General features: G+C 59.7%; 20 protein-coding genes. 8 read left to right on the forward strand and 12 right to left on the reverse strand.

Annotated elements, in window-relative coordinates:
- Window positions 1-5: 5 nt before the first annotated feature.
- Window positions 6-1,142, reverse strand: a complete 1,137-nt coding sequence (locus N4Q37_RS21425; RefSeq protein ID WP_260961605.1) for an acyl-CoA dehydrogenase family protein — start codon at window positions 1,140-1,142, stop codon at window positions 6-8.
- Between the two features lie 243 nt (window positions 1,143-1,385).
- Here N4Q37_RS21425 and N4Q37_RS21430 point away from each other — a divergent pair, with 243 nt between their 5' ends.
- The 5 genes from N4Q37_RS21430 to N4Q37_RS21450 all read left to right on the forward strand — a co-directional run bounded on the left by N4Q37_RS21430 (window position 1,386) and on the right by N4Q37_RS21450 (window position 7,806).
- Window positions 1,386-2,282, forward strand: a complete 897-nt coding sequence (locus tag N4Q37_RS21430; RefSeq protein WP_260961669.1) for a GlxA family transcriptional regulator — start codon at window positions 1,386-1,388, stop codon at window positions 2,280-2,282.
- Window positions 2,283-2,481: 199 nt separating this feature from the next.
- The gene (locus N4Q37_RS21435) at window positions 2,482-4,428 is read left to right on the forward strand and encodes a flavin monoamine oxidase family protein (protein WP_260961606.1); all 1,947 of its coding nucleotides are present in this window, start codon (window positions 2,482-2,484) and stop codon (window positions 4,426-4,428) included.
- Between the two features lie 198 nt (window positions 4,429-4,626).
- The gene (locus tag N4Q37_RS21440; RefSeq protein ID WP_260961607.1) at window positions 4,627-5,514 is read left to right on the forward strand and encodes a nitrilase family protein; all 888 of its coding nucleotides are present in this window, start codon (window positions 4,627-4,629) and stop codon (window positions 5,512-5,514) included.
- 15 nt (window positions 5,515-5,529) lie between these two features.
- Window positions 5,530-6,741: a hypothetical protein gene (locus tag N4Q37_RS21445; RefSeq protein WP_260961608.1), complete on the forward strand. Its 1,212-nt coding sequence runs from the start codon at window positions 5,530-5,532 to the stop codon at window positions 6,739-6,741.
- Between the two features lie 72 nt (window positions 6,742-6,813).
- Window positions 6,814-7,806: an asparaginase gene (locus N4Q37_RS21450; protein ID WP_260961609.1), complete on the forward strand. Its 993-nt coding sequence runs from the start codon at window positions 6,814-6,816 to the stop codon at window positions 7,804-7,806.
- A gap of 46 nt (window positions 7,807-7,852) precedes the next feature.
- Here N4Q37_RS21450 and zapE read toward each other — a convergent pair whose 3' ends face one another.
- From zapE to N4Q37_RS21465, 3 genes are all read right to left on the reverse strand, one after another.
- Window positions 7,853-8,947, reverse strand: coding sequence for a cell division protein ZapE (zapE, locus tag N4Q37_RS21455; RefSeq protein ID WP_260961610.1), 1,095 nt, complete (start codon window positions 8,945-8,947; stop codon window positions 7,853-7,855).
- Window positions 8,948-9,050: 103 nt separating this feature from the next.
- A complete protein-coding gene (locus N4Q37_RS21460) occupies window positions 9,051-10,406 on the reverse strand; it encodes a tryptophan--tRNA ligase (protein WP_260961611.1) in 1,356 nt (451 codons plus the stop codon).
- Between the two features lie 24 nt (window positions 10,407-10,430).
- On the reverse strand, window positions 10,431-11,060 hold the full coding sequence (locus tag N4Q37_RS21465) for an alpha/beta hydrolase (RefSeq protein WP_260961670.1): 630 nt from the start codon (window positions 11,058-11,060) through the stop codon (window positions 10,431-10,433).
- 147 nt (window positions 11,061-11,207) lie between these two features.
- On the opposite strand from N4Q37_RS21465, the gene N4Q37_RS21470 reads away from it, so the two are divergent.
- Entirely contained in the window at window positions 11,208-11,642 is a 435-nt protein-coding gene (locus N4Q37_RS21470; protein WP_260961612.1) for a YhcB family protein, read from the forward strand.
- 306 nt (window positions 11,643-11,948) lie between these two features.
- Here N4Q37_RS21470 and N4Q37_RS21475 read toward each other — a convergent pair whose 3' ends face one another.
- Together N4Q37_RS21475 and N4Q37_RS21480 are read right to left on the reverse strand one after the other, a co-directional pair.
- Window positions 11,949-12,683 (reverse strand): OmpA family protein, encoded by a 735-nt coding sequence (locus N4Q37_RS21475; protein ID WP_260961614.1) that lies wholly within the window; start codon window positions 12,681-12,683, stop codon window positions 11,949-11,951.
- A gap of 116 nt (window positions 12,684-12,799) precedes the next feature.
- On the reverse strand, window positions 12,800-13,972 hold the full coding sequence (locus tag N4Q37_RS21480; RefSeq protein WP_260961616.1) for an aspartate aminotransferase family protein: 1,173 nt from the start codon (window positions 13,970-13,972) through the stop codon (window positions 12,800-12,802).
- A 98-nt stretch (window positions 13,973-14,070) separates the two neighbouring features.
- On the opposite strand from N4Q37_RS21480, the gene N4Q37_RS21485 reads away from it, so the two are divergent.
- Window positions 14,071-14,997: a LysR family transcriptional regulator gene (locus tag N4Q37_RS21485; RefSeq protein WP_260961617.1), complete on the forward strand. Its 927-nt coding sequence runs from the start codon at window positions 14,071-14,073 to the stop codon at window positions 14,995-14,997.
- 50 nt (window positions 14,998-15,047) lie between these two features.
- Here the strand turns inward: N4Q37_RS21485 and N4Q37_RS21490 are convergent, their stop codons facing one another.
- Entirely contained in the window at window positions 15,048-16,262 is a 1,215-nt protein-coding gene (locus tag N4Q37_RS21490) for an MFS transporter (RefSeq protein WP_260961618.1), read from the reverse strand.
- 175 nt (window positions 16,263-16,437) lie between these two features.
- On the opposite strand from N4Q37_RS21490, the gene N4Q37_RS21495 reads away from it, so the two are divergent.
- Entirely contained in the window at window positions 16,438-17,142 is a 705-nt protein-coding gene (locus tag N4Q37_RS21495; protein WP_260961619.1) for a hypothetical protein, read from the forward strand.
- 99 nt (window positions 17,143-17,241) lie between these two features.
- Here N4Q37_RS21495 and N4Q37_RS21500 read toward each other — a convergent pair whose 3' ends face one another.
- From N4Q37_RS21500 to N4Q37_RS21520, 5 genes are all read right to left on the reverse strand, one after another.
- The gene (locus N4Q37_RS21500) at window positions 17,242-17,556 is read right to left on the reverse strand and encodes a helix-turn-helix domain-containing protein (protein ID WP_245142097.1); all 315 of its coding nucleotides are present in this window, start codon (window positions 17,554-17,556) and stop codon (window positions 17,242-17,244) included.
- Window positions 17,553-17,897, reverse strand: a complete 345-nt coding sequence (locus N4Q37_RS21505; protein WP_260961620.1) for a toxin — start codon at window positions 17,895-17,897, stop codon at window positions 17,553-17,555. Before N4Q37_RS21505 ends, N4Q37_RS21500 begins: the two co-directional genes overlap by 4 nt.
- A gap of 138 nt (window positions 17,898-18,035) precedes the next feature.
- Window positions 18,036-18,923, reverse strand: coding sequence for a heme o synthase (gene cyoE / locus N4Q37_RS21510; RefSeq protein ID WP_260961621.1), 888 nt, complete (start codon window positions 18,921-18,923; stop codon window positions 18,036-18,038).
- 11 nt (window positions 18,924-18,934) lie between these two features.
- Window positions 18,935-19,270, reverse strand: coding sequence for a cytochrome o ubiquinol oxidase subunit IV (gene cyoD, locus N4Q37_RS21515; protein ID WP_014340102.1), 336 nt, complete (start codon window positions 19,268-19,270; stop codon window positions 18,935-18,937).
- Window positions 19,271-19,897 (reverse strand): cytochrome o ubiquinol oxidase subunit III, encoded by a 627-nt coding sequence (locus N4Q37_RS21520; RefSeq protein ID WP_260961623.1) that lies wholly within the window; start codon window positions 19,895-19,897, stop codon window positions 19,271-19,273.

The following is a 19,897-nucleotide window of genomic DNA, read 5'->3' on the forward strand; positions in this document are numbered from 1 at the left end:
CGCCTTCAAAGCGATCGCGCAATGATCTCCTTCATGATCTCGTTGGTTCCGGCATAGATACGCTGCACCCGCGCATCGGCCCACGCCCGGGCGATCGGGTATTCCCACATGAAGCCGTAGCCGCCGTGCAACTGCACGCATTCATCGAGCACCTTGCATTGCAGGTCGGTGCCCCAGTACTTGGCCATCGCCGCTGTCGGCACATCGAGCTTGCCTTGCAGATGCAGTTCCAGACAACGGTCGACGAAGACACGGCCGATCTGGATCTCGGTGGCCATTTCGGCCAGCTTGAATCGGGTGTTCTGGAAGTCCGCGATGGACTTGCCGAACGCCTTGCGATCGCGGGTGTAGTCCAGGGTCCATTGCAGCGCCGCCTCGGCCGAGGCCAAGCCGCCGATAGCGACGGTCAGGCGCTCCTGGGGCAATTCCTGCATCAAATAGGCAAACCCCATCCCGGCTTGCCCGAGCAGGTTTTCCTTCGGCACACGGACATCCTGAAAGAAAAGTTCAGACGTGTCCTGGGCCTTCATGCCGACCTTTTCCAGGCGCTTGCCTTTTTCGAAGCCAGGCGTGCCCGCCTCGACCAGGAACAGGCTGGTGCCCTTGGCGCCGGCCTTCGGATCGGTCTTGGCGACCACGATCACCAGGTCGGCGAGAAAGCCATTGGTGATAAAGGTCTTCGACCCATTGATGACATAGTCGTCGCCGTCCGGCACCGCCGTGGTCTTCACCCCTTGCAGGTCGGAACCGGCACCCGGCTCGGTCATCGCGATGGCGGTGACCATTTCGCCGGACACCAGTTTGGGCAGGTATTTTTGCTTCAGCGCTTCACTGCCGTAATGCAGGATGTACGGCGCGACGATGTCCGAGTGCAGCGAGAAGCCAATCCCCGTCAAACCCAGGCGACCGATCTCTTCGATCACCACCGTGCTGTAGAGGAAATCCGCCGAAAGTCCGCCATACGCCTCGGGCAGGTGCGAGCACAACATCCCCGCCTCCCCCGCTTTACGCCAGAGCTGGCGATCGACGTGCCCCTGTTTTTCCCACTGGCTGTGGTACGGCACGGCTTCTTTTTCGAGGAAGGTTCGTACGCTGTCACGGAACAATTCGTGCTCCGGACTGAACAGGGTTCTTGGGATCATGGCGCACCTTTCGTCAGGGTTGGGCGTGGTTACCGACAGAGCCTAAGCCGGTGAGGAACGACAGGACACTGGACACATCCGACAAAAAATAAGACGATCCAGCCGTCTGGTGACCACTTTCCCCTATAACAATAAAGATCAATTATGCCCAAACACCTTTCCACGCCTTTGCGGCGCGTCAGCATCCTGGCCATCGACCAGGTGTTCGCTTTTACCCTCATGCAAGCCAAGGACTTCTTCCACCTGGCCAGCCTGCGCTATGGCAAGCAACTGGGCCACGGCCTGACCCCGGCATTTGAAACCCGGCTCGTCAGCCCCGATGGCAAACCGGTGAACAGCTTTAGCGATGTGATCATGCCGGTGGACGGCGGCCTGGAAGACACCGATGTGATCATCCTGCCGGCGTTCTGGGATGATTTCGCCACGCTCTGCCAGCGTTATCCCCAGATCCTGCCCTGGCTGCGGGCGCAACATGCCCGCGGTGCGGTGCTCTGCGGCGAAGCCACCGGCGTGTTCTGGCTCGCCGAGGCCGGCCTGCTCGACGGCAAGGAGGCCACCACCTACTGGCGTTTCTTCAATGCCTTCAAGGAGCGTTTCCCCCAGGTGCACCTGAACCAGGACAAACACCTGACCGACGCCGACAACCTGTTCTGCGCCGGCGGTACCACCTCGGTCTGCGACCTCTACATCTATGTGATCGAACGCTTCTGCGGCGCCAACGTGGCCCAGGGCGTGGCGCGGGACATCCTGTATGAAGTCCAGCGCAACTATTCGCCGGGCAGAATCGGTTTTGGCGGGCAGAAGCTGCATCAGGATGTGATCATCCTGCAGATCCAGCACTGGCTCGAAGAACACTTCGCCGACAAATTCCGCTTCGAAGACGTCGCCCGCGAACACGGCATGAGCATCCGCAATTTCATGCGCCGCTTCCAGACCGCCACCGGCGACAAACCGCTGCATTACCTGCAACGCCTGCGGATAGAAACCGCCAAGGGACTGTTGTCCGGCAGCCGCAAGAGCATCAAGACCATCAGCTACGAAGTCGGCTACGACGACGCGAGCTTTTTCGCCCGTTTGTTCCGACAACACACCGAACTGTCGCCGAACCAGTATCGGCAGCAGTTTCAGCAGGCGGCGTAACCCAGGACTTGGCAACGATCCACTGTGGGAGCAAGCCCCCTCCCACATGGGAACTTGCGGCAGAGGAAGCCAGTTCTTTGCACCTTCCTACGCAAAACGCGGAATAAAGAGCGCCCTAGCGCTGGATTTCGCTCACATACAGCAACACCTGAACACCGCAACATCACTCCCTGAAAAACACCATCAGGGAAGAGCAACAATGACCATTGGATCAAGTTACAACTACCCCGCCTCCGCAGCCAAGGAAGTCAGTCGAAGCAAGCGCTCGACTGGCAGCAAATGGGCTGCTCGCTTTCCAAACCCACCCGACTTGTGCTTTGACTACAGGACATTGGTCGAGCAAAAAAATGGCATCGCCAAGGCCACAGATCCAAAACACAGAATTTGCATCGTCGGCGCCGGTATCACTGGACTAACGGCCGCCAGAGAACTTTACCGTTGCGGATTCACCCATATCACTTTAATCGAACAGTCCAAGCGCATCGGTGGCAGGCACTTGACCGTGCCCGGAAGCAAGCACTCCACCGCAAACCACACGCCCTTTGAGATGGGCGCAATGCGTATGCCCTTCTTCAACCGTGCGGATGAGCCGCCCACAGCGGGACGATCACTGATGGCTTATTACGCCAAGGCCTTTGACCTATCGACTTCGGACTTTGCCAACCCAGGTAGCCAGTGGGTGCGCTCGACAGGTATCTATCTACGCGAAGGGAGCATCGGGGGTGGACCGACTCCGCAGATGCTGATCTGGAAAAATGAAGACGGTCATACGCCGCCGCCTGGCAAAGAACTGCAAAAGGTCTACTCCAAGTGGAAAGCCTTTGCTGACCACATGACTCGGCACGTCGCTGCGGTGTACGCCACTGAGGGCTGGGAAACCCTGTGGGCCGCCATCGTTGCAAAATACGAGAACGTTTCATTCCGCGACCTGGTGAGTATGCCCGTACTCCCCACCTGGAATGAACGCTCGCCCGGAGATTTTGGTGGAATGGGAATGTCCCAGGAAGAGTCTGCAATCTTCTATGCCATTGGTATAGGCGACGGCAGCTGGGGGGCCTTTTACGACGTATGCTCCCTCTACCCTTTGCGTACTGCCATCTTTGGTTTCAGTAGCCACCTGCAACTGATTCATGGTCGGATTAAACCCAACGGAGAACCACTTGCCTCACCGCACCTGCGTAGCGAGGCGGTTTTTGACTCCACGGGACTGGTTTTCGATAGCCCCCGCTACATCGGGCTCGCCGCACTGGACGAATGTCTGCTGTTTATGGAAACCGATGAAACCCAAAAATCTTTCTACGAACACTGTCGTGAAAGAAACGATGGCTTGCTCACGGACTCCTCCGTAACAAAACTGACTAAATTGGCCAATCAAAAGATACGCGTCCACTTCGATTGGAAATACAGCCAGCCTGAACGAACGGAACACCGCTTCGAAGATTTCGACTCAGTCATCATGACGCTGCCCTCCTGGCTGATCGAAACTCGTATGGAGCTTGAAAACTTCACCCCGCAAATGCTGCCTTTCGAAACAATCAATGCTTACAAAACAGCTCATTGGGAGACCAGCTGCAAGGTCTTTGCGCCATTGAAAAAATCGTTCCTTTCAAAAAACAGCAAAATCCCGCAGGCCATCGTCACGGACAGCTTCATCCACGACGTGTACACCTACCGCTACAACGACAACTACAGTTATGACTGCATTCTCCTGAGCTACACATGGGAAGACGATGCAACCAAACTCGCCTCATTCACCGACAAGGAGCTGGTGAACAGGTGTGCTAAAGAGCTGGATCGAATACTCATGAAATGCACGAATGTCCGAGAGAGAATCTCTCCCTATATTGGGCTCGATCAAGCCATGGTCCAACGGTGGATGACCGATAAAAATGCGTTAGGTTGCGCAAAGCTGTACCGGCCTGGCACCTACCACGATGCGGTAAGCCTGATGAAGTACAACAGGGATTTTGGACATTATTCAGGCCTGTACTTTTCTGGTGAATCATTTTCGGTCGATGCTGGCTGGACAGAACCTTGCTTCCGAGGCGCCGTCGATGCAGTCATTCATATCTGCAACAAGACCGCTGCGACATTCAATGGTGGTTTTTCCATGAACGACTATCCGCATTACAAAACCAGGACCTGACGCCGCTCTGCCCTTGGAGCCTTGCACAACGGGCATTGGCTCCACCTTCATGCCTCCCTGCAAAGGGTTCCGCTCATTCATCTTGGGAAACGGCCTACAACTCTAACGGAATCAGCTGACTTACGCCTCGCCCTCGCTTCGCCTCTTATGAACACGCCATTAAACAGCGTGAATAACAATAAAAAAGAGGTTTCAAAAATGAGCGAGCCAGTCAGCCCTGTTCGTGTCGCAGTGGTGCAATTCGACCCTCAGGTCGGTACAAAAAATCGTGAGGAAAATTTGCAGCACAGCCTCGCGCTGGCCTTTGAGGCGGTGAGCGGTGGGGCGAACCTCATCGTTTTGCCCGAGCTATCCAATACCGGTTACTTCTTCACCAACCGCCAGGATGCGTTCGAGCACTCGGAATCAATCCCTGACGGGCAGAGCGTGCAGGCCTGGATGGATTTCGCCCGCCAGCACAAGGTTTACCTGGTGGCCGGCTTGACCGAGCGTGACGGCGCGCGGCTCTTCAACACGGGCGTGCTGGTGGGGCCCGACGGCTTTATCGGCAAGTATCGAAAAGCGCATTTGTGGAACCTGGAAAAACTCTGGTTCACACCGGGGGACCTGGGCTTTCCGGTGTTCGACACCCCGATAGGCCGCATAGGTCTGTTGATCTGCTGGGACATCTGGTTTCCGGAGGTGCCACGGATTCTCAGCCAACAAGGCGCAGACATTATCTGCAGCCTGAACAACTGGGTCTGGACGCCCGCACCGCTGTTCGATGACGCCGGCAAATGCATGGCCTCCTACCTGACAATGACAGCAGCGCATGTAAACAACGTATTCATCGCTGCGGCAAGCCGGATTGGAGAAGAGCGTGACGCCCGCTACCTGGGCTGCTCGCTGATCGCCGGTACCAACGGCTGGCCGATCGGTCCCGTGGCCTCCGCCGACCAACAGGAAATTCTTTTCGCCGATATAGACCTGACCAGTTCCCGTAGCGCGGCCATCTGGAACAACCTGAATGACCTGCACCGCGATCGCCGAGCCGATCTTTACGACCAGATGCTCGGTTACACCCAGCACCCTTGCCTGCCGCGCTGATAAGGGGGCTATTCAATGGAAACCACAAGCGAAAAGCCCCAACAACGCCTGCATGCCGCCCGATCGCCACTGGATATCGCCATCATCGTGCTGATGCTCGGCGCGATATTGCTGGTGATCTGGCTTTCATTCACCAACCGTTCTTCCTGGCCTGCCCACTGGCCGGACTACAGCCACATGGTGTCGAACCTGCCCGGGCCCAGTGCCTGGTTACGCTGGGTACTGGGCGACATCAGTGAGGTTGCATTCTATAAACATGAATTCGCCTCCCTTGGACTGCTCGCCGGCGCTTATCTGGCTTACCGGGCCAATCGGACGGGAAAAGCCTGGCAAGGCTTTTCCATCTGCTACGGCAGCGGTTTATGGCCGTGGCTCGTCACCAGCTCATTGCTTGGGCTCTTGCTGAGCAACCTGATCTGGGGGTGGACCGTGACCGCCACGTCCTGGCAGCCCACCTTTGCCGCCTTCGTTTCATTGCCGGCGGCGATGGTGCTGATGTTCGGTGGCGGCTGGAAGGTCACGATCAATGGCGCGATCATGGGCGCCCTGCTCGTTACCCCGGCGTGTTTGTTGTTCGTCAACTACGTCTGCAATCCACTCGGATTGCCGGTCGTGATCGGCAACGTCTCGGGAATGGCGGTGGCCAGCGTCATTGCATTTCTGCTCTGCCGCTATCTGCCGTTCCTCGTAAAGTCGCAGGCTGACGCGAAACCCTCCGAGCCGCCACCGGCCCCCGCCGCCACCAAGACTCCTGACTATGGCGTCGTCTGGAGCCTGCGCCGGGTCCTGGCGGACTTTTCAGAAGCGCCGTTCTTCGGCAATGAATGGGCCAGCCTCGGCCTGATCGCGGGTGCGTTGCTGGCTTATGCCTTGAGTCCGCTGAGCCCGGCGTACGGCTCGGGCCTGCTGCTCCAGCTGATCGGCGCACAAGCGTTGACCTCGGCGCTGGGCGTGGTGATCTGGCGCCGCCAGTGGATGTTACGTGGATGGTATCCCACCTACATTCCGTTGGTGTCCGTGGTCCCGGCGGCGGTCTTGACCTACGGTGGCAGTTGGCAGGTGATTGCTTCAAGCGCCCTGCTGGGCGCATTGATAGCGCCACCGCTGGCCTGCGCAATCGCCAAGCGCTTACCGGCCGACATGCACGGTTTCATCGCGAACGTCCTGTCCATGGCCATCAGCACCTTGCTCATCATTCCGTCCATTGGTCTTCTGATCGCCGAGTGATCCTGCCACCCGATGGCTGTACCGCACCCTTGAGGTCGGTACAGCTATCGCATTCCTATAACGAGGTATCCCATGTACTTGCCCAAACTGGCCATCGCGTCCCTCGGCGGTACCGTGAGCATGCAGTCCCAGGCCAACGGCGAAGGCATCGTCCCGACCGTCAGGAGCGACGGCCTGCTGGCTTCGGTACCGGAATTGAAGACGCTGGCCCACGTCGCCGCTGACACCCTCGGGATGCTGCCCAGCGCCTCACTGACCTTCGAGTTTCTGTTGAGCGTTCTGTGGTGGGCGAATCGCCAAGTCGAGCAAGGTGCCGTCGGTGTGGTCATCACCCAAGGCACCGACACACTGGAAGAAACCGCCACGTTTCTTGACCTTCTGTGGAACCACGACGAACCGTTGGTGCTGACCGGCGCCATGCGTTCGGCAACCGAGGCCGGGGCCGACGGGCCGGCGAACCTGTTGGACGCTTGCCGGGTCGGCTTGGCCAGGAACAGCCGTGGACGCGGCGCTCAAGTGGTGATGAACGGCCAGATTCATCCGGCGCGCGCTGTTCGCAAGACCGATTCGATGGCGTTGCAGGCGTTTACGTCGCCAATCGTGGGCCCGGTCGGTTTGCTGGTGGAAGGTACCGTTCACTATCTGCGCCCCCCACAACAACGCACCGTACTGCCCGTACCGCAACAAACGACACAGGCCGTGGCCCTGCTACAAGCGTCACTGTCGGCCGACACGCTGCTGCTGAAAAACATTCTTGCGCTGGGCTACGACGGGCTGGTCATCGAAGCCTTCGGCGCAGGACACCTTTGTGCCACCTGGGCTGAGGCGATCGATGCCATTGCTCAAAAGATCCCGGTCATTATTGCAACGCGTTGCGGGTCCGGCTCCACGGCCAGTTCAACCTATGGCTTTATCGGTGGAGAGATGGATCTGATACGGCGAGGCGCGTCGATGGCTGGCTTCACCTGCCCACGCAAAGCCCGGATGCTCTTGTGGCTGCTGATTGGCTGCCACCGCGAGGGAGATTTGGCTCGCTATCTTAAAGAAGACGCCTGGCTTCACTGAGCCCAGTAAAAAAGGCCTGCAATCGCAGGCCTTTGCTCCGAATCCCCTACGGCTTGTGCGCCCGTGCCAGGAATTCGTGGGATTGCATTTCCAGCAAGCGACTCAAGGTCCGCTGGAATTCGAACGTCAGGCGACCGCCGGTGTAGAGGTCCTTGAGTTCGACTTCGGCCGAGATGATCAGCTTCACGTTGCGGTCGTAGAACTCGTCGACCATGTTGATGAAGCGGCGGGCGATGTCGTCGGTGGTAACGCTCATCTGTTCCACGTTGCTGAGCAACACGGCGTGGAAAATCTTGCCCAGTTCGATGTAGTCGTTCTGGCTGCGCGGGCCGTCGCACAGGTCGCGGAAGTCGAACCAGGCGACGTCGTCACAGGTACGGATGGCACGAATCTCGCGGTTTTCGATGATCAGCACATCGCTTTCGACAGCCAGGGCGCATTCCGGGCTCAGGGCGCGGAAGCTCTTGCGCAGGCTCTCTTCGGCGGCGGCATCCAGGGGAAAGTGGAACAGCTCCGCTTGTTCGAGGTGGCGCAGGCGGTAGTCGACGCCACTGTCGACGTTGACGATCTCGGTGTGCTCCTTGATCAGCGCAATGGCCGGCAGGAAACGCGCCCGTTGCAAGCCGTCCTTGTACAGGCCGTCCGGCACGATGTTCGAGGTGGCGACCAGGGTCACGCCGTTCTTGAACAACTCTTCCATCAAGGTGCCGAGGATCATGGCGTCGGTGATGTCGGAGACAAAGAACTCATCGAAGCAGATCACCCGCGTTTCGCTGGCAAAACGCTTGGCAATGATGGTCAGCGGGTTCTTCTCGCCACCCAGGGTCTTCATTTCTTCGTGCACACGCTTCATGAAGCGGTGGAAGTGCGTCCGGGTCTTTTCCTTGAACGGCAACGCTTCGAAGAACGTGTCCACCAGGTAGGTCTTGCCACGGCCTACGCCGCCCCAGAAATACAAACCTTTGACCGGCCCCTGGTCTTTTTTACCGAACAGTTTGCCCAACAGGCCCGGCTTGTTGTTCGACGCGGCGACCAGGTCGTCGTACAGGCGCTGCAAATGGCGCACCGCCGTTTCCTGGGCGGCGTCGTGGAAGAACTCCGGGCGTTTCAGATCAGCTTGATATCGTTCTAGGGGCGTCATATTCGTTAGCAAGGCAACAAAAACGGGCCGTCACTTTAGCGACGGCCCTGGGGAATGGCAATCGGCCTTTATTCGGGCCGATGATCGGAAATACAGGGTTGGATCAGTCCTGGGCAGGCGTGAGGACCACACGCAATGCGTCGATGGCAGCCTCCCTGGCATCGCTGTTGGCGAACGCCGGGCTGTCCGCTACACACTCTTCGCCCAGCCAGACGCTGAAACCCGACTCGCTGCTGCGCACATCCAATGGCTGGCCGGATTGCAGTTGCTTGGTGACCTGGCCTGCCGCCTTGCCATCGGCAAAGTGGCGAGACAGCAACAGTTGTTCACCGTCGGCCGACAACAGCCGGAAGCGGAAACTGCCATCGTCTTCGCGGAAGCTGACAAAACGCGCGGTTTTCGCAGCTTTCTTCTTGGTGGTCGCGGTCACTGGCGCCTGGGCCACGAAAGAGCGCAAGCCCACTGCTTCACGCAGCTCGTTGAGGAACGGCGTCGCCACCGCACGGGCCTTTTTCGCGCCGTGTTGCAGGATGTCTTCCAGGTCCGCCGGGCGCTCGATCAACTGGTGGTAACGCTCGCGGGATTCGCCCAGCTGGCTGTCGAGCAGTTGGAACAGGCGGCTCTTGGCTTCGCCCCAACCCAGGCCTTGCAGCAATTCACTGCGGAACTCAGCGGACTGTTCGGCAGTGGCGAAGGCCTGGAACAGGGTAAACAGGTGCGAGTTGTCCGGGTCCTTGGCTTCGCCTGGCGCGCGGGAGTCGGTGACGATCCGCGAGATGGCGTCCTTCATGTCCTTGGCGCTACTGAACAACGGGATGGTGTTGTCGTAGCTCTTGGACATTTTGCGGCCATCGAGGCCCGGCAGCGTGGCGACGCTTTCCTCGATCAGCGCCTCGGGCATGGTGAAGAACTCCTTGCCCTGGCCGAACAGGTGGTTGAAACGCTGGCCGATGTCGCGGGCCATTTCCACGTGCTGGATCTGGTCGCGACCGACCGGCACCTTGTGGGCGTTGAACATCAGGATGTCGGCAGCCATCAGCACCGGGTAGCTGTACAGGCCCATGGTGATGCCGGCATCCGGGTCTTCGCCATTTTCGACATTCTTGTCCACTGACGCCTTGTAGGCGTGGGCACGGTTGAGCAAACCCTTGGCGGCGACGCAGGTCAACAGCCAGGTCAGTTCCGGGATCTCGGGGATATCGGACTGGCGATAAAAAGTCACTCGATCCACATCCAGGCCACCGGCCAGCCAGGTCGCGGCAATTTCCAGGCGCGAACGCTGGATGCGCAGCGGGTCATCGCACTTGATCAGGGCGTGGTAGTCGGCGAGGAAATAGAACGAGTCGGCGTTGCTGTCGCGGCTGGCGAGGATCGCCGGACGGATGGCGCCGGCATAGTTGCCCAAGTGCGGAGTGCCGGTGGTGGTGATGCCGGTCAGGATGCGGGTACGAGTCGTCATGGGTTATCGCTTGTCAGACTGCTGTCAATTCGAGAGGCGCGGCAGGATCAGATCCTTGAGATCGGTCAGCTTGCCATGGAAAAAGTGTCCGCATTCTGCCACTTTCAGCAGCTCATGGGGGCGCTGGAGCGTGTCGGACCATTGGTAAACCAACTGCGGATCGATCACTTCGTCGGTTTCCGGCTGGATCACGGTCAATTCGCCGTGCATCGGCAAGGGCGCTTGTGCGTCCAGGCGCATCACCGCTGGGGCCACCATGAACAGGTGCTTGAGCGACTGGCCCTGGGCCTCCAGCCGACCACCCAGGGTCGCTGCCACGAATCCGCCGAAGGAAAAACCGAAGAGGGTCAGGGGCAAGTGCGGGTATTTTTCGCGCAGCCATGCGGCCGCAGCCTGGGCATCGTCCACTTCGCCAGTGCCCATGTCATGGCTGCCGGCACTGGTGCCGACACCACGATAATTGAAACGCAACGTAACCAGCCCGGCATCGCGGGCGGTGCGCTGAAGGGTCGAGACCACTTTGTTGAGCATGGTCCCGCCTTGCACCGGGTTGGGATGGCAGATCAGTGCCAGGCCACGGGGGGCCTCGCTGTCCAGGTACAAGGCTTGCAATTGGCCCACCGGGCCGTCGATGACTACAGGGGTTTCGCGCATAAGCAAGGGAAAGAACTCCGTGACCCCGAATAGGGTCGACTCGTCTAGCTAAAAGTCTGTGCCTGGCATGATTGCGATGTTCTCGCGGTATACAGCGCAGGTCCGAGCCGTTAACGTAAAGCAAAGCCGTTTATAGAGGAAGGACTCGTGGAACACTCGCTCTTAGTTTGGTTGTTGCCGACCCTTGCCCTGGTTGCCGGTGTCGCCATTGGTTTTCTGATTGCCCGACTGCTGCCTAACGCGGTGCCTAACAGCACGCAACGTCAGCTGGACGACATTCAGGAACGTTTCGACAGCTATCAGAATGAAGTGGTCACCCACTTCAACAGCACCGCAGCCCTGGTGAAGAAACTCACCCAGAGCTACCAGGACGTTCAGGAACATTTGTCCGAGGGCGCCAACCGCCTGGCCCTGGACGAACAGACTCGCCAACGCCTGCTGGCTGCACTGCACGCCGACTCGGCGCAGGCAACCCGGGAACGCCTGACCCCGCCAAGGGATCAGGAACCACCTCGGGACTACGCCCCCAAGGCCCCGAATTCTCCCGGCATGCTCGATGAGCACTACGGTCTGAAGAAGTAAATTCCAGCGACACAAAAGCCCGCCCGATCACCTGATCGGGCGGGCTTTTTCATGGGTTCGAGAATCTTGCGGCAGAGCACCGACTCAGAGAGATCGCTATCGCGAGCAGGCTCGCTCTCACAAAGGGTTGGGGTGCATGCAAAATCAGTGAACACCCTCGGATCCTGTGGGAGCTGAGCTTGCTCGCGATGACGGCGGCACATCCAGCATCTCCATCCAAGGCAAACACCGTTGTGCCAAGTGGCTGGCTCCCAAAAAAATGGGGGCCATGTTTCCATGGCCCCCATTTCATTTGCCTGCCGGACGTTATGGGTATTGCTGGTAAGTCTGCCCCTGCTGCGCCGGCGCCTGGTATTGCTGGCCCGGGATGGCCTTGAGGTTGACTTCGACACGACGGTTTTGCGCACGGCCATTGACGTCGGCGTTGCTCGCCACCGGGTTGTCCGGGCCGGCGCCACGGGCCGACAGGTTGGCGCCGCTCACGCCCTGGGACGTCAGGTAAGTCGCCACGCTCTGGGCGCGACGCTGGGACAGGTCCATGTTGTGCTGGCGGCTGCCGGTGCTGTCGGTGTAACCGACGATCTCGATCTGGTTCTGGTTGAACTCCTTCAAGGAGTTGGCCAGGTTGTTCAGCGGCTGGTAGAAGCTGGAGGCGATGTTCGCCGAATCGGTGGCGAAGGTGATGTTGCCCGGCATGATCAGTTTGATCTGGTCACCCTGGCGTTGCACTTCGACGCCGGTATTGGCCATGCTCGCGCGCAGTTTCTTTTCCTGCTGGTCGGCGTAGTAGCCATAACCGGCCGCGGAAGCCCCCACCACCGCAGCGCCGATCAACGCACCCTTGCCACGGTTATCGTGGCTGATGGCGGCACCGACCAAGGCGCCGGCCAGGGCACCGAGGCCACCGTACTTGGCGGTCTTGCTCATGCCGGAGGAGTCCGTGGAGGCCTGGCCCTGGTTGTCATAAGGGTTGGGCGAGGCGCAACCGGACAACAGGGCGACAGCGGTGGCGACAACGATCAAGCGACGCGAGGTGAACATGGAGATGCTCCTGGTTTTTCAGTGTTATGCCAGGGCATAGGCTAGCTTCTCTGGCTCGCGTTGGAACGCGGCAATCGCCAAAAATTCCGTTACGCTGCGCCTCGCTCGAATCGATTTCACTGGGCCAGGCAGCGGCTCACCCCCCTGACAATCATCTCCACCTCCCGCCCATCGATTGTCAGCGGCGGCAGCAGGCGGATGGTCTGACCCCGGGTGACGTTGATCAGCAGGCCGTGGTCCCGGGCCGCGCAGAGCGTCAGGTCGCGGACCGGTTGCTTGAGCTCGATGCCGATCATCAAGCCCTGGCCGCGAATCGCCAAAACGTTCGGGTTGTCCGCCAGTTCGGTCCGCAGCCGACTCAGCAACTGTTCGCCCTGCTGCCGGGCGTTGGCCACCAGCGCTTGTTCCTCGATGATCTCCAGCACCGTACAACCGACCCGACAGGCCAGAGGATTACCGCCAAAGGTGCTGCCGTGGCTGCCTGGGGTGAACAGTTCGGCCGCCTTGCCCCGCGCCAGGCAGGCACCGATGGGTACGCCGTTGCCCAGGCCTTTGGCGAGGGTCATGACATCCGGCACGATGCCCTCGTGCTGGAACGCAAACCACTGGCCGGTGCGGCCGATGCCGGTCTGGATCTCGTCGAGCATCAGCAGCCAGGCGCGCCGACTGCACAACTGCCGCAGGGCCTTGAGGTAACCCGGTGGCGCGAGTTGCACGCCACTTTCGCCCTGGATCGGCTCCATCAGGACCGCGACGATACGTTCTGCATGGGCCTGTTGGATCTGCTCCAGCGCAGCGAGATCACCGAACGGCACTTTGATGAAATCCCCCGGTAACCGGCTGTAGCCCAGCCGCACCGACGGGCCGTCGCTGGCCGACATAGTGCCCAAGGTGCGCCCATGGAAGGCATTCTCCATGACCACCACCAACGGCTGCTCGATGCCTTTGTGCCAGCCGTAGAGGCGCGCCAGTTTCAATGCGGTTTCGTTGGCCTCGGCCCCCGAGTTGTTGAAGAACACCCGCTCCAGTCCTGAGAGCTGCGTGAGCTTGGCGGCCAGGCGCTGCTGCCAGTCGATGCTGTACAGGTTGGAGGTATGCAACAGCAGGCCGGCCTGCTCGCTGATGGCGGCCACCAGCCTGGGGTGCGAGTGGCCGATATTGGTCACCGCCACACCCGCCACGGCGTCCAGGTATTCACGACCGTCCTGGTCCCACAGGCGCGTCCCCAAGCCATGGGTGAAGTTCAGTGCCAACGGTTGGTAAGTGCTCATCAGGCAGGCGGCGGTCATGACATCAAGCTCCATCGGGTGGTTTTTTCCAGTATGGTTAGCCACCAAGGCTGGATAAACGCCGCTTTACTTCAATCATTTAAAAGCCGAGCTTGATAATGGACCTGTTCCAGGCAATGAGCGTCTACGTGAAAGTGGTGGAAACCGGTAGCCTGACGGCCGCGGCCCAGGCGTGTGAAATGTCCACGACCATGGTGGGCAATCATCTTCGCGCACTGGAGCAACGTCTCGGCGTACGCCTGATCAACCGTACGACCCGGCGCCAGCGCCTGACCGAATTCGGCTCGACCTATTATCAACGCTGCCTCGAAGTCCTGGGGCTGGTGGCCGATTCCGAGCGCCTCGCCGAGCAGACCCAGGGCGAGCCCACCGGCACCCTGCGCATCACCGCGCCGCTGACCTTCGGCACCGAACGCCTCGCGCCCGCGTTGGCCGAGTTCAGCCAGCGCTTCACGCAAATCAAGCTTGACGTGGTGTTGACCAACCAACGCCTGGACCTGCTCGACCACGGTTTCGATGTCGCCATTCGCCTCGGCCCCCCCGACCCGAAACTCATCGCCCGCCCGCTGGTGGACTACACCCTGACCATTTGCGCGTCCAAGGCTTACCTCGAACGCCGGGGCACGCCGGAACGCCCCGTCGACCTGCAGCGACACGACTGCCTCTCCTTTGCCTATTCGGCAGGCGACGAGTGGCGTTTCGCCCAGGATCACTGGCCCATCAACGGCCCGGACGGCGAGATCAAGGTGCCGGTCAACGGACCGATGCTGATCAACAGCTCCTCCGGCCTGCATCGCGCCGCCCTGGCGGGCATGGGCGTGGTCATGCTGCCCGATGCGTTGGTGGCCCAGGACCTGAGGGATGGGAACCTGGTGGCGCTGCTGCAGGACTATCAACTGCCGCATCGACCGATGAGCCTGTTGTATGCGCAAGATCGCTACCGATTGCCAAAGCTGCGCAGTTTTGTCGAGTTTGCGTTGGAGAAATGGGCGAAATCACCTGATAAGACGCGAAATAGCCTTTAGAGGCCGCCGATTCATCGCTGATAGCGTTTAAGACCGCTCAATCCGCTGCCTCAAGTCGTTCCGTGACGACGGGTCACGATCAGCAGCCCTATCAGCGCCAGGAGCGAGAAGCCGGCGCCGGCGACGAAGGTCATCGCCGGTCCGACCGCAGTCCAAAGCGCCCCGGCCAGCACGCTGGCGATCAGCAGGGCCAACCCCGTGAGCAGGTTGAACAATCCGAACGCGGTGCCACGCAGATCGACGGGCGCAGCGTCGGCCACCAGCGTGGTCAGCAGTCCCTGCGTCGCGCCCATGTGCAGGCCCCAGAACACGGAGCCCGCCAATACCCACACCGTGGACGAAGCCACGGCCAGCAGCACGTCGGCGATGATCAGGAAAGCAATGCCCAGTGCCAGCAGGCGCCTTCGATCGACCCGGTCAGACCACTCCCCAAATGGCCAGGCACTAGCGGCATAGACCACGTTCATTACAATCAGCACCACGGGCACATACGTCGCCGACAAGCCCACCGAACTGGCGCGCAGCAGCAGAAAAGCCTCACTGAAACGTGCGAGGGTCAACGCAGTGGCGAAGGCGACGACTAACCCGTACGCCGCAGGCAGCCGACGCAGCTCATCCCGATGAATGGGGAAACGGCGGCGCGGTTGCGCATTCGCATGCACCTCTGGTTCCTGCACGCCGAACACGATCAGCAGCACGGCAAGGATGGCAGGCAGGACGGCGGCCCAAAACACCAGGCGGAAGTTGTCGTGCGTGGCGGCCATCAGGAGCAAGGCCAGTCCCGGTCCGGCGAATGCACCGACTGTGTCCATCGACTGGCGCAGGCCATAGGCGGCGCCGCGGGACTCGGCAGGGGTGATGTCGGCCACCAGAGCATCGCGTGGCGCGCCGCGAATGCCCTTGCCAATGCGGTCGACGAAGCGGGCTGTCAATACCAGGCCCAGCCCCTGGGCCAGCGGGAACAGTGGCTTGGTGAGCGCGGCCAGACCGTAACCGAGCAACACCAGCGGCTTGCGCTTGCCTATCCAATCGCTGAGAGTGCCCGAGAATACCTTCACGATCGCGGCGGTCGCCTCGGCAACGCCCTCGATAATGCCCACGGACATCGCGCTCACGCCCAGCACGCTGACCAGAAACACTGGCAGCAGGCTGTGCACCAGTTCCGAGGAGGTATCCATGCACAGGCTGACAAACCCCAGCGCGATAACGCCTCGAGGCAAATGAGCGCGGGGTGGTCGCGATCCGGCATCAGGTGTCATTGGCATTCCTCTCGCCCGGGTGGTGGGGCTTCTTCATTACGCAAAGTGGTGAGGCAATCAGGTGGGGAAATCTGCTCCTGGTTCAACCGTGACAACATCGCCCGTCTCCAATAGATTAGGCGGCCCCAAAAAGCTGTATCTCTTTTTGCCTCATCCCGCTAACAGAAGTAGTGAAATTTCAATGTCCGATTCCAATACCGCTGAATCCGTAGTCGCCCTGTCGTCCAAAGCGGAATACGAAAACTCCATCAATCTTTCACAGCATCTGCCCCAAGCCAAAAACATCAGTGAAATGGTGCTCGACGCCTTTCAGTCGAACCGCGAAAGCGACCAGATCCGCGAACTGCGCAGCGCCATCCGCCAGGCTCACGATGCGTTCGACGATGACAAGGCCTATGAACTGATGGGCCAGCTCAAGCAGCTCAAAGACGCCGAAGCCGCCGACTTCGCCGCACTGGAAGACCTGAGCAGCCGCTTCCCCATCAGCCGAATTCTGTCCAGCTACAAGGACGACCCGGCGTTTCAGGAGCTGGTGTATGGGCTGGCCCTGAAAGTCCTGAACCAGACCCACCAGGCCATCAGCAACCCGAGCGGCAGCAAGGGCAAGGCCTCGCGGGCCAAGAAGGACGCCGAAGTGTTCGTCATCAGCAAGGACGGCATCAGCGTCACCCTGCCCCTGCGCACGCCCCGCTCCAAGCCGAACGTCGACCGCGAAGCCTTCGAGTTCCTGGGCTTCAACTTCGTGGGTGAAGGCGACGACGCCGAGCTGGAAAGCGAAACCTTCCTGGACAACGACGGCACCGAACAGCAGGCCACCCGCAAAAGCATCATCACGGCCCTGCAACAGCAGAAGGCCTTCGACGGCTACAGCATCGCCCAACAGTAAGAACCGCCCCCAGCCACCTCTGGAGCGGTGTTCACCCCCACATAACCCCTCATGAAAAAGCCCCGCTCTTCTCTCGAAGGCGGGGCTTTTTCATGGGGTTCAAACAGCTCCGAGTCGCTCGACCATGTCTGGAAACTTTTCGACCAGTTTGATCAACAAAGCCGCCTGGGCGTTAGGCTTGGATTTCTCTTGCTCCCAATTTCTAAGCGTGCCAGGACTGGTCCTGATGCTCTTGGCGAAAACGGCTTGGGACATGTGGAGCTTGTCGCGCAGCGCTACGATTTCTTGGGCCGACACCTCTGGAGCCGGTTTGTCTTCGATCGATATCTGGCGAAGAGTGATCTTGCCCTCTCTATGAGCGGCCATCTCCTCGACGCCTTGCATCAGCTCTGCAAATACATCGCGCTTTTTCATAAGGTACCTCGGGCTTTCAACTCTGCTTCTATGGCGCGCTTAAGCATCTTCTCTTGATCGGAAGTCAGGTTTTCCAATTCATCCTTGTCATAGATGGCGAACATCCAGAACTGACGATCCTGCATGAGCCAATAGTAAATGACTCGCAGCCCACCCCGCTTCCCTTTGCCACGACGCCCATCGAACCAACGCAGCTTACGAAAACCGCCGGTACGTGGCATGAGGTCGCCGACCTCTGGATGCTGCAGCATATGGGATTGAAGCAGGCGATATTCATCGTCAGTCAGATAATGGCCAACCGTGGCGGTGAACGTAGTCGTTTCAAAAAATAGGGTACGCATGGCAAAAACTATAGGCAAATTGCGTATAGTTCAACAAAGCAGAATGTATTGCGACGAATGACAGCCAATCCATTCCTTACCTCGAAAAAAAGCCCCGCTCTTCTCTCGAAGGCGGGGCTTTTTGTGTAGCGTCTGGGGTCAAGGTGCGTAGGTCAGCAGCAGCTCACTTGGCACTTTGAAGTCCAGGGACATCATGACGCTCAGGGCGGTGATGGTGAAGATCGAGAACACGAACAGCTTGCGTGCCCAGACCGTGTCATCCACCGCCTTGTAGCCGGTCCAGGCCATGTACAGCCAGTACATGCCCATAGCGGCGGCGACGGCGAGGTAGCTCATGCCGGCGTAGCCGCTGAAGGTCAGCATCAAGGTCGCCAGCAGGAACGCCAGGATGTAGAACAGGATGTGCTTCTTCGCCACCCGGATGCCGCGCTTGACCGGCAGTACCGGAATCGAAGCCGCCAGGTAGTCGTTGAAGCGGAAGATCGCGATGGCATAGGAATGCGGCATTTGCCACAGGCTGAACATTACCAGCAGCGTCAGCGCAGCCATGTCGAAGCTGTTACTCACCGCGACGTAGCCGATCACCGGTGGCATCGCGCCCGACAGACTGCCCACCAGCGTGCCGTGCACCGACTTGCGCTTGAGGTACAGGCTGTAGAGCCCGACGTAGATCACGAAGCCGATCACTGCGAACAACGCGGCCAACGGGTTGGCCACGCGATACAACAACGCCACGCCGGCCACACCCAGCACCGTGGCGAATGCCAGGGCCAGTTGGACCGGGATCAGTCCCTGGACCAGCGCGCGGTTCTTGGTGCGCTCCATCTTGATGTCGATGTCACGGTCGATGCAGTTGTTGAACACGCAACCGGACGCCACCACCAGGGAAGTGCCGATCATCGCCGCCAGGAAGATGGCCAGATCGACATGCCCTTTCGAGGCCAGGAAAAACCCGCCTGCCACAGAAAGCACGTTACCGAAAATGATCCCCGGCTTGGTGATTTGGATAAAGTGCTTCAGGGACATCCGGACTTTCCTCAGTGCGCCATCATGTTGGTGTGGATGCTGAACATGATCCACAACGACAGGCCGACCAGCAGGACAATCACGATCGCGGCAAAGACAAACGCGACCACGTTGTTACGTTGGGCAGCGGAGCGGTCCAGGTGCAGGAAGTACACCAGGTGCACCAGTACCTGGACCACGGCGAAGATCAGAATGATCCACAGGGTCAGGCTCTTGGGCAGCGACGGGTACATCACCAGGCCGAACGGGATGACGGTCAGGATCACCGACAGGATGAAGCCGATGGCGTAGGACTTGACGCTGCCGTGGCCGGCGTCGTGGCCATCATGGGAATGTGCGTTAGCCATTTACAGGGTCCCCATCAGATAAACAACGGTGAATACGCAGATCCACACCACGTCCAGGAAGTGCCAGAACAGGCTCAGGCAGCTCAGGCGCGTCTTGTTGGTGGCGGTCAGGCCGTTTTTCTGGACCTGGTACATCATGATCGCCATCCAGATCAGGCCGCTGGTCACGTGCAGGCCGTGGGTGCCGACCAGGGTGAAGAACCCGGACAGGAAGCCGCTGCGGTTCGGACCGAAGCCTTCGGAGATCAACATGTGGAACTCGTTGACCTCCATGCCGATGAAGCCGGCACCGAACAGGAAGGTCATGGCCAGCCAGCCCAGGACCTGGTTTTTCTTGCCTTTGAACAACGCCAGCATGGCGAAGCCGTAGGTGATCGAGCTGAACAACAGCAGAGCGGTTTCGCCCAGCACGTACGGCAGTTCGAAGATGTCGTGGCCCGACGGGCCACCGGCGACGTTGTTAACCAGCACCGCGTAGGCCGCGAAGATCGACGCAAACAGAATGCAGTCGGTCATCAGGTAGAGCCAGAAACCGAATACGGTCATCTCGCCCGAGTCGTGGTGATGGTCATCGTGCCCATGGTCATGACCATGGGCGTGTCCAACATTGGTCACTAAGTTCGACAT

Origin of the sequence: Pseudomonas citri, assembly GCF_025336485.1 — a bacterium.
Taxonomy (GTDB): Bacteria; Pseudomonadota; Gammaproteobacteria; order Pseudomonadales; family Pseudomonadaceae; genus Aquipseudomonas; species Aquipseudomonas citri.

What these genes read in the sequence shown, in the direction of transcription:
- N4Q37_RS21425 (WP_260961605.1), bottom strand. Translation starts at nt 1,142, where the DNA reads ATGATCCCAAGAACCCTGTTCAGTCCGGAGCACGAATTGTTCCGTGAC.
- N4Q37_RS21435 (WP_260961606.1), top strand. Translation starts at nt 2,482, where the DNA reads ATGACCATTGGATCAAGTTACAACTACCCCGCCTCCGCAGCCAAGGAA.
- N4Q37_RS21440 (WP_260961607.1), top strand. Translation starts at nt 4,627, where the DNA reads ATGAGCGAGCCAGTCAGCCCTGTTCGTGTCGCAGTGGTGCAATTCGAC.
- N4Q37_RS21445 (WP_260961608.1), top strand. Translation starts at nt 5,530, where the DNA reads ATGGAAACCACAAGCGAAAAGCCCCAACAACGCCTGCATGCCGCCCGA.
- N4Q37_RS21450 (WP_260961609.1), top strand. Translation starts at nt 6,814, where the DNA reads ATGTACTTGCCCAAACTGGCCATCGCGTCCCTCGGCGGTACCGTGAGC.
- zapE (WP_260961610.1), bottom strand. Translation starts at nt 8,947, where the DNA reads ATGACGCCCCTAGAACGATATCAAGCTGATCTGAAACGCCCGGAGTTC.
- N4Q37_RS21460 (WP_260961611.1), bottom strand. Translation starts at nt 10,406, where the DNA reads ATGACGACTCGTACCCGCATCCTGACCGGCATCACCACCACCGGCACT.
- N4Q37_RS21465 (WP_260961670.1), bottom strand. Translation starts at nt 11,060, where the DNA reads ATGCGCGAAACCCCTGTAGTCATCGACGGCCCGGTGGGCCAATTGCAA.
- N4Q37_RS21475 (WP_260961614.1), bottom strand. Translation starts at nt 12,683, where the DNA reads ATGTTCACCTCGCGTCGCTTGATCGTTGTCGCCACCGCTGTCGCCCTG.
- N4Q37_RS21480 (WP_260961616.1), bottom strand. Translation starts at nt 13,972, where the DNA reads ATGACCGCCGCCTGCCTGATGAGCACTTACCAACCGTTGGCACTGAAC.
- N4Q37_RS21485 (WP_260961617.1), top strand. Translation starts at nt 14,071, where the DNA reads ATGGACCTGTTCCAGGCAATGAGCGTCTACGTGAAAGTGGTGGAAACC.
- N4Q37_RS21490 (WP_260961618.1), bottom strand. Translation starts at nt 16,262, where the DNA reads ATGCCAATGACACCTGATGCCGGATCGCGACCACCCCGCGCTCATTTG.
- N4Q37_RS21495 (WP_260961619.1), top strand. Translation starts at nt 16,438, where the DNA reads ATGTCCGATTCCAATACCGCTGAATCCGTAGTCGCCCTGTCGTCCAAA.
- N4Q37_RS21500 (WP_245142097.1), bottom strand. Translation starts at nt 17,556, where the DNA reads ATGAAAAAGCGCGATGTATTTGCAGAGCTGATGCAAGGCGTCGAGGAG.
- N4Q37_RS21505 (WP_260961620.1), bottom strand. Translation starts at nt 17,897, where the DNA reads ATGCGTACCCTATTTTTTGAAACGACTACGTTCACCGCCACGGTTGGC.
- cyoE (WP_260961621.1), bottom strand. Translation starts at nt 18,923, where the DNA reads ATGTCCCTGAAGCACTTTATCCAAATCACCAAGCCGGGGATCATTTTC.
- cyoD (WP_014340102.1), bottom strand. Translation starts at nt 19,270, where the DNA reads ATGGCTAACGCACATTCCCATGATGGCCACGACGCCGGCCACGGCAGC.
- N4Q37_RS21520 (WP_260961623.1), bottom strand. Translation starts at nt 19,897, where the DNA reads ATGTCGAACTTAGTGACCAATGTTGGACACGCCCATGGTCATGACCAT.